General features: G+C 56.3%; 15 protein-coding genes. 2 read left to right on the plus strand and 13 right to left on the minus strand.

Features of this window, described 5'->3' with window-relative positions; genetic code table 11:
* Positions 1–79: 79 nt before the first annotated feature.
* The 10 genes from rlpA to leuS form a co-directional block, all read right to left on the minus strand.
* Positions 80–1,258 carry an endolytic peptidoglycan transglycosylase RlpA gene (gene rlpA / locus AFK62_RS05790; protein WP_007665494.1) on the minus strand — a complete coding sequence of 393 codons (1,179 nt, stop codon included), beginning with the start codon at positions 1,256–1,258 and terminating at the stop codon, positions 80–82.
* A gap of 10 nt (positions 1,259–1,268) precedes the next feature.
* Positions 1,269–2,381, minus strand: a complete 1,113-nt coding sequence (mrdB, locus tag AFK62_RS05795) for a peptidoglycan glycosyltransferase MrdB (protein WP_007665492.1) — start codon at positions 2,379–2,381, stop codon at positions 1,269–1,271.
* Position 2,382: 1 nt separating this feature from the next.
* Entirely contained in the window at positions 2,383–4,284 is a 1,902-nt protein-coding gene (gene mrdA / locus AFK62_RS05800) for a peptidoglycan DD-transpeptidase MrdA (RefSeq protein ID WP_053531771.1), read from the minus strand.
* A gap of 26 nt (positions 4,285–4,310) precedes the next feature.
* Positions 4,311–4,778 carry a 23S rRNA (pseudouridine(1915)-N(3))-methyltransferase RlmH gene (gene rlmH / locus AFK62_RS05805; RefSeq protein WP_053531772.1) on the minus strand — a complete coding sequence of 156 codons (468 nt, stop codon included), beginning with the start codon at positions 4,776–4,778 and terminating at the stop codon, positions 4,311–4,313.
* 3 nt (positions 4,779–4,781) lie between these two features.
* Positions 4,782–5,099, minus strand: a complete 318-nt coding sequence (gene rsfS / locus AFK62_RS05810) for a ribosome silencing factor (protein ID WP_007665485.1) — start codon at positions 5,097–5,099, stop codon at positions 4,782–4,784.
* Between the two features lie 238 nt (positions 5,100–5,337).
* The gene (locus AFK62_RS05815; RefSeq protein WP_007665483.1) at positions 5,338–5,958 is read right to left on the minus strand and encodes an adenosylcobalamin/alpha-ribazole phosphatase; all 621 of its coding nucleotides are present in this window, start codon (positions 5,956–5,958) and stop codon (positions 5,338–5,340) included.
* Between the two features lie 27 nt (positions 5,959–5,985).
* Positions 5,986–6,639, minus strand: a complete 654-nt coding sequence (gene nadD / locus AFK62_RS05820; RefSeq protein WP_007665481.1) for a nicotinate-nucleotide adenylyltransferase — start codon at positions 6,637–6,639, stop codon at positions 5,986–5,988.
* Positions 6,632–7,663, minus strand: a complete 1,032-nt coding sequence (gene holA / locus AFK62_RS05825) for a DNA polymerase III subunit delta (RefSeq protein ID WP_007665479.1) — start codon at positions 7,661–7,663, stop codon at positions 6,632–6,634. Before holA ends, nadD begins: the two co-directional genes overlap by 8 nt.
* Complete coding sequence (lptE, locus tag AFK62_RS05830) at positions 7,663–8,259, minus strand: LPS assembly lipoprotein LptE (RefSeq protein WP_007665477.1); 597 nt, start codon at positions 8,257–8,259, stop codon at positions 7,663–7,665. The genes holA and lptE overlap by 1 nt, the downstream gene beginning before the upstream one ends.
* 14 nt (positions 8,260–8,273) lie before the next feature.
* A complete protein-coding gene (gene leuS / locus AFK62_RS05835; RefSeq protein WP_007665475.1) occupies positions 8,274–10,856 on the minus strand; it encodes a leucine--tRNA ligase in 2,583 nt (860 codons plus the stop codon).
* A gap of 227 nt (positions 10,857–11,083) precedes the next feature.
* Between leuS and AFK62_RS05840 the strand changes: the two genes are divergently transcribed.
* Both AFK62_RS05840 and AFK62_RS05845 read left to right on the plus strand, forming a co-directional pair.
* Positions 11,084–11,566 (plus strand): zinc ribbon-containing protein, encoded by a 483-nt coding sequence (locus AFK62_RS05840; RefSeq protein ID WP_007665473.1) that lies wholly within the window; start codon positions 11,084–11,086, stop codon positions 11,564–11,566.
* 252 nt (positions 11,567–11,818) lie between these two features.
* Positions 11,819–13,273, plus strand: a complete 1,455-nt coding sequence (locus tag AFK62_RS05845) for a hypothetical protein (protein ID WP_032983977.1) — start codon at positions 11,819–11,821, stop codon at positions 13,271–13,273.
* 48 nt (positions 13,274–13,321) lie between these two features.
* On the opposite strand, the gene AFK62_RS05850 is transcribed toward AFK62_RS05845, so the two are convergent.
* Genes AFK62_RS05850 through AFK62_RS05860 form a run of 3 tightly spaced genes read right to left on the minus strand, consistent with a single transcriptional unit; the run spans position 13,322 to position 15,461 of the window.
* Positions 13,322–14,047: an amino acid ABC transporter ATP-binding protein gene (locus AFK62_RS05850; protein WP_007665471.1), complete on the minus strand. Its 726-nt coding sequence runs from the start codon at positions 14,045–14,047 to the stop codon at positions 13,322–13,324.
* Positions 14,047–14,721: a glutamate/aspartate ABC transporter permease GltK gene (gltK, locus tag AFK62_RS05855; protein WP_007665470.1), complete on the minus strand. Its 675-nt coding sequence runs from the start codon at positions 14,719–14,721 to the stop codon at positions 14,047–14,049. Before gltK ends, AFK62_RS05850 begins: the two co-directional genes overlap by 1 nt.
* The gene (locus tag AFK62_RS05860; protein WP_007665468.1) at positions 14,721–15,461 is read right to left on the minus strand and encodes an amino acid ABC transporter permease; all 741 of its coding nucleotides are present in this window, start codon (positions 15,459–15,461) and stop codon (positions 14,721–14,723) included. The genes gltK and AFK62_RS05860 overlap by 1 nt, the downstream gene beginning before the upstream one ends.
* Positions 15,462–15,566: the final 105 nt, after the last annotated feature.

The following is a 15,566-nucleotide window of genomic DNA, read 5'->3' on the forward strand; positions in this document are numbered from 1 at the left end:
CTGGCACCCGACTTTGCGCATGACTTTGTTAACGGCGTTTACCGTAACTGACAAAGCGGCAGACCAGCCCGGCCTGCTTTTACTGGGCGGCGGTGATGAAAGATTGCACTTGTGCTTCGCTCTGCAAACGCTGCTGGAGCGAGGCGGCCTGCGATTTGCTGGCAAATGGGCCTAACTGAACACGATAAACCGCACCGTTCTGGCTTACGCGGCCCGGCACAGAAAATTGCTGGCTCAGCTTTTGCTGCCACTGACCGGCGCGAGTGGCATCACTCACCGCACCCACCTGCACCACGTAGTTACCTGCGGCTGCGGCGGCCGGTGCGCTGGCGGCAGGTGTCACGCTGCCTTGTACGGAGCCCGGAGCGGTTACTGGCGCATTACGGGTCGCTGGCGCAGCGAGTTGCGCCGGCTCTGCGGCCGGCTGTGGTGCAGCCGTGGTCGGTTGCGCAGAAGTAGCGACAGGTGCGGGTTCCGGCGTTGAGGTTTCCAGCACGCCTGAGGCAAGCGTCGTCGGCGCGCCTAAAAAGCCGCCGCTTTTCACCGGCGCACCGGTGGAATCCTCGCTCTGCAAGGTGTCATTACTCACGGGGCGAATATCACCCTGCGGAGAGACAGGCTGTGGGGCGGAGGAGACGCTGCCAAGACCGCCGCTTAAATCAGGACGGGCCGGAAGCGCGTAGGTCTGTTTTGCAACCGTCGTACAGGCCATCCCCGGACCTGACAGCGAGCCATCCGGCGCGACGATAATCGGGTCGATACGCACTTTGGTATTGTTTGACGTGTTCAGACGATCGGCCGCCGCACGTGAAAGCGAAATTACGCGGTCGTTACCGTAGGGGCCACGGTCGTTAATCCGCACCACAATCATACGGCCATTGGCGAGGTTTGTTATGCGAGCATAGCTCGGCACCGGCAGGGTCGGATGCGCGGCGGTAAGCTGCATCGGATCAAACGGCTCGCCGGAGGCAGTCAGATTGCTGTCAGGCTCGGCGTCATAAATCGCAGCCAGACCCGCCTGACTGAAGCGCGAGAGATCCTGAACGATGGTATAGCGCTTGCCGTCACGCTCGTAATCGCTATTCACAGAGGGGTTCAGTTGCTCGTAACGAGGCTCTGCGCCGCTAATCTCAACGCTCGGACCGTTGCAGACTGGCTGCTGTGGTGCCACGCTCGCCTGTTGTTGCCCATCGTTATTCACGCCGCATGCGGTTAATAACCCTGCGGCGATGCAGACGCCAATCCACTGCTTACGCATTGCCTACCTCTTATACGCTCTTCGACAACATTTTCCTGTGGGTATGGATCGACATAACGATGCCAAACCCTGCCATGAGTACAATCAGGGCAGACCCCCCGTAGCTGACCAGCGGCAGCGGAACGCCTACCACCGGTAAGATACCACTCACCATACCAATATTCACAAACACATAAACGAACAGAATGAGCATCAGACCGCCCGCCATCACCCGCCCGAACGTCGTCTGGGCGCGTGCGGCAATCCACAGCCCGCGCATAATCAGCAGCACATACAGCGCCAGCAGTACCAGCACGCCCACGAGCCCCAGCTCTTCGGCGAGAACAGCGAAGATAAAGTCCGTGTGACGCTCCGGCAGAAATTCCAGCTGCGACTGCGTACCATGCAGCCAGCCTTTGCCACGTAATCCACCAGAACCGATAGCGATTTTCGACTGAATAATATGATAGCCCGCACCGAGCGGATCGCTCTCGGGATCCAGTAGCATCATGACGCGCTGCCGCTGGTAATCATGCATCAGGAAGAACCAGAGGATCGGGATAAATGCCGCGACAAGCACTACCGCGATGCCGATAACACGCCAGCTGAGGCCGGAGAGAAACAGCACAAACAGACCGGAGGCAGCGATAAGAATAGAAGTGCCAAGGTCAGGCTGCGCAGCCACCAGCAGCGTCGGCATGAAAATCAGCACCAGCGCGATGCCGGTATTTTTCAGCGAAGGCGGGCAGACATCACGGTTGATAAAACGCGCCACCATAAGTGGCACAGCGATTTTTGCGATTTCCGACGGCTGAAAACGCACCACGCCGAGATCGAGCCAGCGCTGCGCGCCTTTAGAGATGGCGCCGAAGGCATCCACCGCCACCAGCAAAATAATACAGACAATATAGAGATAGGGCGCCCAGCCTTCATACACGCGCGGCGGAATTTGCGCGAGCACGATCATAATTACAAACCCCATCATGATCTGGCCGATTTTACGCTCCATCATGCCCATATCCTGGCCACTGGCGCTCCAGATAACCATCGCGCTGTAAAAACAGAGCGCCAGAATAATCAGCATTAAGGTAGGGTCGAGGTGGATTTTGTCCCACAGCGACTTTTTATTCGGATTGTCGGTCATCTTATCGATCCTCCGCCGCCGCCGTGGCGGGGTTTTCCGTCGGCAGTTCGGTGTTGTTGTCCCCAAGCATGATGTGATCGAGGATTTGACGCATGATGGTGCCCACCGCCGGGCCCGCGCCGCCGTTTTCGAGGATCATCGCCACCGCGACCTGTGGGTTATCATAAGGCGCGAACGCCGTCATAAGCTTGTGGTCGCGAAGACGCTCGGCAATGCGGTGCGCGTTATAGGTTTCGTTAGCTTTAAGCCCGAACACCTGCGCCGTACCGGATTTCGCCGCGATTTTATAAGGCGCGCCTGCGAAATATTTATGCCCCGTCCCGTTGGCGCGGTTAGCCACACCGTACATACCGTCTTTAGCAATTTCCCAGAAACCGGAATGAATATCGCCGACCGGCGGCTGTTCCGGCTGTTTCCATGGCACTTTCTGGCCGTTAACGACTGTCGTCATCAGCAGGTGCGGCACTTTTACCACGCCGTCGTTAATCAGGATCATCATGGCTTTGTTCATCTGGACCGGCGTGGCGGTCCAGTAACCCTGACCGATCCCGACCGGAATGGTGTCGCCCTGATACCACGGTTTTTTAAAGCGCTTCATCTTCCATTCGCGGGTCGGCATGTTGCCGGAGCGCTCTTCAGAAAGATCGATGCCCGTGAGGCTCCCGTAGCCAAATTTGCGCATCCATTCGGACAGCCGGTCAATGCCCATGTCGTAAGCGACCTGGTAGAAGAAGGTGTCCGCCGACTCTTCCAGTGATTTGGTGACGTTAAGGCGTCCGTGGCCCCACTTTTTCCAGTCGCGGTAGCGTTTCTCCGAACCCGGCAGTTGCCACCAGCCTGGGTCGAAGAGAGAGGTATTACGGTTAATCACACCGGCGCTGAGCGCAGACACGGCGACGTAAGGTTTCACGGTCGACGCTGGCGGATACACGCCCTGTGTCGCACGGTTAATCAACGGCGTGTTCGGGTCTTTCAACAGGCCGGAATAGTCTTTACTGGAGATGCCATCTACAAACAAGTTCGGGTTATAGCTTGGCATCGATACCATGGCGAGAATGCCGCCGCTACGGGGATCGGTGACCACCACCGCTGCGCGGCTGCCCTGGAGGAGCGTTTCTATGTAGGTTTGTAGCTTCAGGTCGAGCGTCAGGTAGATGTCGTGGCCTGCCTGCGGCGGCACCTCTTTCAACTGGCGAATCACACGCCCGCGGTTGTTAACCTCTACTTCTTCATAGCCAGTCTGACCATGCAGGACATCTTCGTAGTAGCGCTCGATGCCAAGCTTGCCGATATCATGCGTGGCGGCGTAGTTAGCCAGCTTGCCGTCTTTATCAAGACGCTCGACGTCTTTATCGTTAATTTTCGACACATAGCCGATGACATGGGTTAGCGCCGCGCCATATGGATAGTATCGACGCTTATACCCTTTGACTTCCACGCCGGGAAAGCGGTACTGGTTCACCGCGAAACGCGCGACCTGCACTTCAGTCAGGTTGGTTTTTACGGGAATAGAGGTGAAACGGTGCGAGCGGGCGCGCTCTTTCTTGAAATTTGCGATGTCATCATCGGTAAGATCGACCACCGAGCGTAGCGCCTCCAGCGTATCCTGCACGCTGTCCACCTTCTCAGGCATCATTTCAATCTGATAGATAGTGCGGTTCAGGGCGAGCGGTGTGCCGTTGCGATCGTAGATAATCCCGCGGCTTGGCGGAATGGGCACGAGTTTGATGCGGTTTTCGTTGGAGCGGGTCTGGTAGTCGTTAAAACGCAGGATCTGTAAATGGTAGAGATTGACTATCAGAACCCCGGTCAATACCAGGATGCCGACAAAAGCGACCAGCGCCCGACGCACAAAGAGCGCGGACTCAGCCGTATAGTCACGAAAGGAATCCTTAAGTTTCATCCGCTGCTTAACTTACCTGAAGGTGATTATTCACGATGATACGGGTGATTGGTGGTAATACTCCAGGCGCGGTAGAGACTTTCCGCGACAATGACCCGCACCAGCGGGTGGGGCAGGGTCAGCGTGGAAAGCGACCAGCTCTGTTCCGCCGCCGCTTTGCACGCGTCCGAAAGGCCTTCTGGTCCGCCAATGAGCAGGCTGACGTCGCGGCCATCCTGTTTCCAGCGCTCAAGCTCACGAGCCAGTTGCGGCGTATCCCACGGGCGCCCTGGAATATCGAGCGTCACGATGCGATTTTTACCGGCCGCCGCCAGCATCATTTCGCCTTCTTTATCAAGAATGCGTTTGATGTCGGCATTTTTGCCGCGTTTTCCTGCCGGGATCTCAATGAGCTCAAACGGCATATCTTTCGGGAAGCGGCGCAGATATTCGGTAAAACCGGTCTGCACCCAGTCGGGCATTTTTGTGCCTACGGCTACCAGCTGGAGCTTCACGCCTTAACCCCAGAGCTTTTCCAGCTCATACAGGCGACGGCTCTCTTCCTGCATGACGTGAACCATGACATCGCCAAGATCGACGACGATCCAGTCGGCGGCGTTCTCGCCTTCCACGCCAAGCGGCAGCATACCCGCCGCGCGGGATTCCTGGACGACATGATCGGCGATAGACATCACGTGACGGCTGGAGGTGCCGGTGCAGATAATCATACAGTCGGTGATGCTGGATTTGCCTTTAACATCAATGGCAACAATATCCTGGCCTTTAAGATCGTCAATTTTATCAATGACAAAATCCTGGAGTGCTTTACCCTGCAAGTTTTCCCCCTGGGAATGTGAACCTCGGATGACGCCGGATGCGCCATCGAATGACCGATACGAGTGCACGCCTGACAGGCAGGCAGCGCTCAGAAGTGGGCTATCATCCCACCGCAGGCAAGAGTTTGCATCGCCATTTTTGTAAAACAATTTCAGAAAGGCGGCTTGCGGCGGGAAATATCTGGCAGCGGAGGATAACAGTATCGCCCGTTGTGTCAATGCCTGAGCCACAATCGGCTCAGCGCGCGTCTGGCGTTGGTTGCCAGGGGGCGCGGTTGTTCAGCGCCTGCAACTGCGTGAAGCCCTCATAACGCGCAACGCGGCTCCATGCGCCCTGTTCCAGCAGGAAATGCCACAGCGAGCGCCCCGGCATACCAAGCAGGCGAGCAATCAGTAAGCTCAGCACACCCTGATGGCTCACAATAAGAAGGTTTTCTGCTTCCTGCACCGTATTCAATGTTTCAAGAAAACTATCCACTCGTTCGGCAAACGCCGTAAAGCTCTCTCCGTTGGTCGGCACAGCGTTTTGCCAGTCGGCGCACCAGGCGGCGTAGGCGTGTGGATCTTCTTTCAGTAAGTCGCGGTGATGGCGCATCTCCCAGTCACCGAAAAACATTTCGTTCAGACGTAGATCGGTGTCGATGTGCTCGCGGCGGCCTTCCAGAATGAGGCGTGCGGTATGTTGCGCCCGACCGAGCCCACTGCAGATGACTTTGTCAAACGCGACCTCGCGTAGCATATCGCCAACAGCGCGGGCCTGCGTGATGCCAAGCGGCGTCAGCACGGTTTCCGCATGACCACTGTAAACGCCGGCGACGTTCGCCTCGGTTTGTCCATGACGTACCAGCCAGAGTTTCATCGACGTCTCCTTCTGCTGCGTGCGACGTTAGCGATATAGCGCGTGATGGTGGATGTAGTCGAGCACCGCCTGCGGCAAGAGATCGTCGCACGGCTGTTGTCTGGCGAGGCGCGTGCGAATATCGGTGGCGGAAATCGGGTAGAGCGGGGTATCAGCCAGATAAATTTTCCCGGCGGGCTGGCGATGAAGCTCGCGGGCGTCACTGGCGAGACGGGCGGCTAACCACTGGCGGTCTTCAGCCGTTTTCATCTCAACCGGATAACCCGGACGGCGGCAAACCAGCAGATGACAGCAGTTCAGCAGTGATTCATAGCGGTGCCAGGTACGCAGCGTCAGTAAAGAGTCCTGGCCTATGATAAACGCGAGCGGCGCGTCCGGGCCTGATTCACGGCGCAACTGGGCCATGGTTTCGCTGGTCCATGACGGCGTTGGGCGCTGTAACTCGCGATCGTCCAGGCGAAAAAGCGGGTTACCGGCGATGGCCAGCTCAACCATCGCCTTACGCTGTACGCTGCTGGCGCCTGGCTGCGGGCGATGCGGCGGTACATTATTCGGCAGCATCGTAACCTGTGTCAGGTTCGCTTCTTTCGCGAGCGCCTCGACGGCCCGCAGATGACCGTAGTGAATAGGATCAAAGGTACCGCCGTACCAGGCTTGCAGCGATGGCGCGCGGTCAGTCATCAATAAATACCTCTGCCAGCGCCTTATGGCACAGTACCAGAGAAAGGCTTTCGAGCTCCGGCCAGACGGTCTGACCATAATCCTGCTTGAGCGTTATTTCACACTGCGTGAGCAACCGCACAGCCTGCCAAAGCCTGTCGTCATTAAGGCGCGACAGCGCTTCACTGATCAGCGGCCGGCGATTTTGCCAGACGCGGTGTTGGTCAAACAGCGCGCGCAGCGGCGTAGTCGCCGACTGGCGTTTTAACGTTACCAGCGTCAGCAGTTCACGCTGCAACGTACGCAGCAGGATCACCGGCTCAGCCCCCTCCAGCCGCAACTGTTGCAGAATATGCAGCGCGCGTTTGCTTTTACCGGCTAACAGCGCATCTACCCAGTGGAACGGTGTGAAGTGTGCGGCGTCGTTCACCGCCTGTTCCACCCGTGGCAGCGTCAGTTTGCCGTCCGGCCAGATAAGCGACAGCCGCTCCAGTGCCTGTGAGAGCGCCAGCAGATTGCCTTCGTAGCAGTAACAAAGCAGCTGATTGGCTGCATCATCGAGGGAGAGATTCATCTGTTTCGCGCGGTTGGCGACCCAGCGCGGCAGTTGCGCCTGTTCTGGCGTCTGGCATGTAACCTGAACGGCACGATTGGCAAGCGCGGTGCACCAGGCGGCGTTTTCCTGCGCTTTGGTCAGCTTATTACCGCGCACAACTAACAGCAAATCGTCATGCAACAGACTAACCAGCGTGGCGAGTTGTTCATTAATGGCGGCATTCGGGCCGTTTTCCGGTAACGCCAGTAACAGCGTCTGGCGGCTTGCGAACAGGCTCATTGCCTGGCACAGCGAGAAAATGGCCTGCCAGTCTGTACTGACATCAATGATAAAGCGGTGATGTTCATCAAAACCCTGCGCCTGCGCCTGTTGATGAATGGCGTCCTGGCTTTCCTGGAGCAGTAGCGGGTCGTTGCCGAAGACTAAATAAGCCGCGCGCAGCCCTTCATTGAGCTGCGCGCGGAGTTGTTCAGGGTAAAGCCGTAGCATTACTGAACGGGGAGGGTCGTGGAGACGCGACCGCTGTTCGGGGTGGTGGTGTCGGCAGGCGCTGTTTCAGCCTGCGATGTTTCACGGGCTTTCGAGACATCCTGCGCGTGAACCGCCACCAGTTTGCGGATCAGTTGCTCGGCCGCTTTGTCATACATCTCCTGAATGATGATGTTACGTTCAGCGGATTTCGCGAGCGCCGTCAGCGGGTTGTCAAAGAACGAACGGTAGACGCGGGCGCTGATCGGGTAGATGTCATGACCTGGGATCAACACCGAGGCGTTGACCGTCATTACCATCTGATACTCCGCGGTACGACCATTCTGGAAGACCGACGCAGTATCCTGCGAGACAGACGCCGAACCGATGCGCAGCGACGGGATGTCCTGGCGAACCGAACTTGCCTCGACAATCTCTACGCCGTTCAGACGCAGCTGGTTACGCACCGCACGCGTCAGCGGGCCGTTCGGATCGCCGGAGTTAAGGATTAACGTATGCATTTGCTCCGGCACCTGCGTGGTATTGCGCAGATGCCAGCCGCAACCGGCGGTGAGCATCACCGCCAGGCCTACAAACAGAGTAATCAGATGTCGCACGCTTCCTCCTGCGCTTAGCCCACAACCAGGTTAAGCAGTTTACCCGGTACGTAAATCACTTTACGCACGGTCACGCCGGCGAGGTATTTCGCCACCAGATGTTCCTGAGCGGCGCGCTCGCGCACCTGATCTTCGGTCGCGTCAGCCGCTACGGTGATTTTACCGCGCACTTTACCGTTGACCTGAACAACAACGAGCGTGGTGTCTTCCACCATCGCGCTGTCGTCAGCCTGCGGCCACGGCGCGTTGTCGATATCGCCTTCGCCTTTCAGCTCCTGCCACAGCGTAAAGCTTACGTGCGGCGTAAACGGGTTCAGCATACGCACAACCGCCAGCAGTGCTTCACGCATCAATGCGCGATCCTGCTCGCCATCCTGCGGCGCTTTCGCCAGTTTATTCATGAGCTCCATGATAGCGGCGATGGCGGTGTTAAAAGTCTGACGGCGGCCGATATCATCGGATACTTTCGCGATGGTTTTATGAACGTCGCGACGCAGCGCTTTCTGGTCTTCATTCAGCGCATCCACATTCAGCGCCGGCGCGTCGCCGAGCGAAGTGTGCTCATACACCAGACGCCAGACGCGTTTCAGGAAGCGGTTTGCGCCTTCCACGCCGGATTCCTGCCATTCGAGCGTCATATCCGCAGGCGAGGCGAACATCATGAACAGACGCACGGTGTCGGCGCCGTAACGCTCCACCATCTCCTGCGGGTCGATGCCGTTGTTTTTAGACTTCGACATCTTGCTCATGCCGGTGTACACCAGCTCGTGGCCCGCGGCATCGTTCGCTTTCACGATACGGCCTTTTTCGTCGCGCTCGATAATCGCGTCTTTCGGGGAAACCCAGTTACGCTCGCCGTTCACGCCCACATAATAGAAAGCGTCAGCCAGCACCATTCCCTGACACAGCAGCTGTTTCGCCGGCTCATCGGAATTCACCATGCCCGCATCGCGCATCAGCTTGTGGAAGAAGCGGAAGTAGAGCAGGTGCATAATGGCGTGTTCGATACCGCCGATATAAATATCGACCGGCAGCCAGTAGTTGGCGGCCTTTTCGTCCAGCATGCCTTCTTTGTACTGCGGGCAGGTGTAGCGCGCGTAGTACCAGGAGGACTCCATAAAGGTGTCGAAGGTGTCGGTTTCTCGCAGTGCCGGCTGGCCGTTAACGGTGGTTTTCGCCCACTCCGGGTCGGCTTTGATCGGGCTGGTGATGCCGTCCATAACCACATCTTCCGGCAGGATAACCGGCAGTTGATCGGCCGGTGTTGGCATCACGGTGCCGTCTTCCAGCGTCACCATCGGGATAGGTGCACCCCAGTAACGCTGACGGGATACGCCCCAGTCGCGCAGACGGTAGTTAACTTTACGCTCGCCCACGCCTTTCGCGGCGAGTTTATCAGCAATCGCGTTAAAGCCTGCTTCAAAGTCGAGACCGTCGAACTCACCGGAGTTAAACAGCACGCCTTTTTCAGTAAGCGCCTGCTCGCTCAGATCCGGCGCGGTGCCTTCAGCGGTCAGGATAACGGGTTTAATTGGCAGGCTATATTTTGTGGCGAACTCATAGTCGCGCTGGTCGTGACCCGGCACCGCCATGACCGCGCCAGTGCCGTATTCCATCAGCACAAAGTTCGCGGCCCACACCGGGATGGCTTCGCCGGTGAGCGGGTGAATGGCTTTAATACCGGTGTCGATGCCTTTTTTCTCCATCGTCGCCATATCGGCTTCCGCAACTTTGGTGTTACGGCATTCTGCGATGAAGTCGCCCAGCGCCGGGTTCGCGGCCGCGGCAGCCTGCGCCAGCGGATGACCTGCGGCAACGGCCAGATACGTTACACCCATGAAGGTGTCAGGACGCGTGGTATAAACCGTCAGTTTCTCATCACTGTTCTGGACGTCAAAGGTGATTTCTACGCCTTCGGAGCGGCCAATCCAGTTGCGCTGCATGGTTTTAACGGTGTCAGGCCAGTGGTCGAGCTTATCCAGATCGTTTAACAGCTCGTCGGCATAAGCGGTGATTTTGATAAACCACTGCGGGATCTCTTTACGCTCGACTTTGGTATCGCAGCGCCAGCAGCAGCCATCAATGACCTGCTCGTTTGCAAGAACCGTCTGGTCGTTCGGACACCAGTTCACCGCGGAGGTTTTCTTATACACCAGGCCTTTTTTATAGAGCTCAGTGAAGAACTGCTGCTCCCAGCGGTAATATTCCGGCGTACAGGTCGCCAGCTCGCGGCTCCAGTCGTAGCCGAAGCCCAGCATTTTGAGCTGGTTCTTCATGTAGTTAATGTTGTCGTACGTCCACGGCGCCGGTGCGGTATTGTTTTTTACCGCCGCCCCTTCGGCTGGCAGGCCGAATGCATCCCAGCCGATAGGCTGCAGGACGTTCTTGCCAAGCATACGCTGATAGCGCGCGATCACGTCGCCGATGGTGTAGTTACGAACATGGCCCATGTGTAGTCGGCCAGAAGGATAGGGAAGCATCGACAGGCAGTAATACTTCTCTTTGCTCTCGTCTTCGGTCACTTCAAATGTGCGCTTCTCTTCCCAGTGAAGCTGTACTTTGGATTCTATCTCTTCCGGGCGATATTGCTCTTGCATGGCAGCCAGTAGTCCTGTTTTCAATACAGCTACAAATGTAGCTTTAACGTGTGTTATTTCAGATCCGCATAGCATAGCCGATTCGTCCGCTGCACAACAGCCTTTCAGCGGAGGCGGCGAGAATAAGGAAAAGCGGGATTTTGTTGCGGCTGTGCGCGGTCAGACAAAGCGCTGCGGGATTAACGTCTACAATAAGAAGAGGTTACTCATCCAGGAGGAGAAAGGCGATGAACAAGGTTGCGCAATACTACCGTGAACTGGTGGCCTCGCTCACCGAACGCTTACGCAACGGCGAGCGCGATATCGACGCGCTGGTGGAAAGCGCCCGGTTGCAAATCGCCCGTACTGGCGAACTGACGCGCACGGAAGAGGAAGAAGTGACCCGCGCGGTGCGGCGCGATCTTGAAGAGTTCGCCCGCAGCTACGGCGAAAGCCAGGACTATCTGACCGACAGTGTGTTTTTGCGCGTCATTAAAGAAAGCGTCTGGCAGGAGCTTGCGGACATTACCGATAAAACCCAGCTGGAGTGGCGTGAAGTTTTCCAGGATCTCAACCACCACGGCGTGTACCACAGCGGTGAAGTGGTGGGGCTTGGCAATCTGGTCTGTGAAAACTGTCACCATCACCTCGCGTTTTATACCCCGGAGGTGCTGCCGGTCTGCCCGAAATGTGGTCATAACCAGTTCCAGCGTCGGCCCTTTGAGCCCTGATTAAGGCCGCCCTTTTGCAGGGCGCGTTTTCACGCGCTCTGCCCTGGCTTCTCTTGTTTGTATCCCGCCGATTACGTTTCCTTAAGCGCGATTTTTAGCACGCGACCAGCGTTGCGCCCGCTTGTGGCGTTCACTCTGCTGTCCTTTGTCGGGCCGATTGTGTTGATTTACCGTCCAGTTATACTTTCCCTCTGATTTTATTGGGAAATAATTGAGGGAACAGTGAATAAAGCAGGCTGGCTGGCGGGAGCAATGTTGATATTAACCGCCTGCAACGATCAGGGCGCGTGGGAAAACAGCGACTATCTCATCAAAACCATCACCGTCGATTATGACAATCCTCCTCAGGAAGATCCGACAAAAGAAGATGTCCGTCCGGTTTTTCAGGCAGCCATTACCGAAGAAATAAAAACGCTGAAAGAGAAGCGCTATGTGCATCTGAGTGATGACACGCTGACGTGGTATCAGGATACCCGGCCAAACGTGGAAAAAATTACTCAGCGCCGGGTAAAAATCAACGGCGTCTGGCAGACGCTGAGGCGTGATGCGATGGGGGATAAGGTTCGGGTCGTTTCAGATAAGAGCGGCATGTGCGGCTTTTATTACTGTACTGTCACGATGGAACTGGTGCCTGCCCGCACCGATCCTGAACGACTGGCGCGCATGAAGGCACAGTTTAAGGACACGGAGCAACAGCGCACGGCACTGGCTCAGCGCCAGCATGAGCAGGTTAAGGACGCGTTGCAGCACCCGCCAGCGGGTTTTCTGATTAACCTCAATAATGAAAACCAGGTTGTGCTGCCCGACTCCCTTATTCAAAGTCTGCAACGCTGGCAGTCCGGGATTTATACCCGTCGTATCGGCAAGCTCAACATCAACTGGCAAAACGCGCAGGATGAAATTTATTCCTTTTCTACCCCAACCCAAACGCTGACTGGAGAGTTTATTATCGCGCCAGGCGAACAAGGAGATATTGAGTTTCAAAGCTGGCTATCGTTGCAGGAGCGGGTGATTTACACCTCGCCGCGCGGCGCGATTTATTATAATTCGCAGGGGCAAGCGGAGACGCTTTATTACCGCTACGACGAAGCGGCAAAACGCTATGTTATCGGCATCGCTAACAGCGATTCGTTTTCCGAGATTATTACTGCGTATTCAATGCTGCGCACGATGGACCCCGAATTCCGTACCCAAAACGTCATCAGGATGGATGACCTTGCGTTATCGCAGACGGCTCTGGAAGCGCGACTCGGTGAGAAGGCCAGCGATCTCTTTGACCTTGCGCAGTCTCATCAGCTTATTCTCGACACAATAAATACCCTGCTGGCAGATGCAGCCCGGGGTGAGAAAGCCGCGCGTCAGGTACACCGTGTCCCCGCACAGCTTGCAGAGGGCAGAACCGCGGATTTTGCAAAAATGGTTATCCACCATGGCACGCTGCGCGATGTGGCGGCGAAAACCGAGGCGGAATATCCAGGCGGCCAGTGGCATCAGGAAACTTATATCTATCGGCAAAACGCTATCTCTGATGGCGCGTATAGCTTTTTCCTTGAAAAGGGCGGGTTGGTGTATGAGTTTTATGTGGATAACAACGACTATTCGCAGGCGGAACGCATGCTGTATTTGTCCGTATTAAGGACACTGGACGCCACGGCTATTCATACGCTGCCTGCGGCAAAACACGCGATGCTTGTGGTGACAGATTAACGATAGCAGAGGGCCGGCATACCGCGTGGTATGCCGGCAAGAAGGAGATTAATGCAGGATTTTGGCGAGAAAATCTTTCGCACGTTCTGATTTGGGGTTAGCGAAAAACTCCTCTTTCGGGGAGTCTTCCACAATCTTCCCTTCGTCCATAAAGATCACGCGGTGCGCCACTTTTCGTGCAAAGCCCATCTCGTGCGTAACGACCATCATGGTCATGCCTTCCTGCGCCAGCTCTACCATGACATCCAGCACTTCATTGATCATTTCCGGGTCAAGCGCGGAGGTGGGTTCGTCAAACAGCATCGCCACCGGATCCATGCAGAGCGCACGCGCGATAGCGACACGCTGTTGCTGACCGCCGGAGAGTTGTGACGGAAATTTATTCGCATGGGCGGAAAGCCCGACGCGCTCCAGCAGTTTCAGCCCTTTTTCTCGGGCCGCCGCTTTATCGCGTTTGAGCACTTTGACCTGTGCGAGCGTCAGGTTTTCAATAATGGATAAATGCGGGAACAGTTCGAAATGCTGGAACACCATGCCGACATGGGAGCGCAGTTGCGCCAGATTGGTTTTTTTATCATTGACGCGCGTGCCGTTTACGACAATGTCGCCCTGCTGAACAGGTTCGAGGCCGTTGACGGTTTTTATGAGCGTCGATTTGCCGGAGCCGGAGGGGCCGCACACCACCACAACTTCGCCTTTTTTTACGGCCGTGGAGCAGTCGGTAAGCACCTGAAAGTGACCATACCATTTTGAGACGTTTTTCAGGGTAATCATTACACAGTCCTTTTCTTCAGCCAGCTGACCAACAGCGATGCACTTAAACTAATGACAAAGTAAACGGCGCCTGCAAACAGGATCATTTCGACTTGCGTGCCGTCGCGCTCGCCGATGGTAGACGCGGTGCGGAAAAAGTCCGCAAGGCTCAGCACGTAAACCAGTGAGGTATCCTGGAACAGTACGATGCCCTGCGTCAGCAGCAGCGGTACCATGGCGCGAAACGCCTGCGGCAGAATAATCAGCTTCATCGATTGCCAGTGCGTCATCCCCAATGCCAGCGCGGCGCTGGACTGGCCACGGGAGATGCTCTGAATACCGGCGCGGATAATTTCTGAATAGTACGCTGCCTCAAACATCGAGAACGCCACCATCGCCGAGATCAAACGGATATCGGTCTTGGGCGAAATCCCCAGTACATCCTGCAAAATCCCGGGCACAATCAGGTAGAACCACAGCAGCACCATTACCAGTGGGATCGAGCGAAACACGTTGACGTAGGCCGTGGCAAACCAGGCGACGGGCTTAAAGCTTGAGAGGCGCATCACCGCAAGCAGCGTGCCCCAGACGATACCGACGATAACGGCAGTGACAGTGATTTTTAAGGTGATCACCAGCCCTGCCAGCAGGTAAGGCATGGAGGGAACAATCGATCCCCAGTCAAATTCGTACATTATTTGCTCCCCATATTACCCGGCAGGCGAACCTTACGTTCCACCAGATTCATCACCAGCATGATTACTGTGTTGATAAATACATAGGCGAGGGTAATAGCTGTAAACGACTCCCAGGCATGGGCGGAGTAGTCGAGAAGTTTGCCTGCCTGCGCCGCCATATCCACCAGACCGATGGTTGAGGCGATGGCTGAGTTTTTAACCAGGTTCATCATCTCAGAGGTCATGGGCGGCACAATCACACGATACGCATTTGGCAGCAGCACGTAGCGATAGGTTTGCGGCAGCGTCAGGCCCATCGCGAGGCCGGCGTTCTTCTGACCGCGCGGCAGCGACTGAATAGCGGCGCGTACCTGTTCGCAAACGCGTGCGGCGGTAAACAACCCCAGGCAAACCATTGAGGAGACGAAAAACTGCACGTTAGGATCAAGCTCTGCTTTGAACCACATGCCCAGATCTTCCGGCAGTAATTCCGGCACGACCAGATACCAGGTAAAGAACTGAACGATAAGTGGAACGTTGCGGAAGAGTTCGACGTAGCAGGTGCCAAGCGCGGAGAGGAAACGGTTAGGCACCGTGCGCAGGATGCCAAAAAGGGAACCGACCAGAAATGCGATTATCCAGGCGGTTATCGACAGCGCGACGGTCACCTGGAAGCCACTCCATAGCCAGCCTAAATAGGTGGTGTTGCCGAACGGCGCATCCTGTAAAAAGATGCCCCAGTTCCAGTCTATAGACATAACGTACTCCGAAAAAAAGGGGGGTAGCAGCGCTACCCCCTAAGATTGATGAGAAGCCTCTTGTATTCGCGCCGGTTGGGGAACGGCCAACCGACGTATAGTCTG

This window comes from Cronobacter condimenti 1330 (assembly GCF_001277255.1).
GTDB lineage: Bacteria > Pseudomonadota > Gammaproteobacteria > Enterobacterales > Enterobacteriaceae > Cronobacter > Cronobacter condimenti.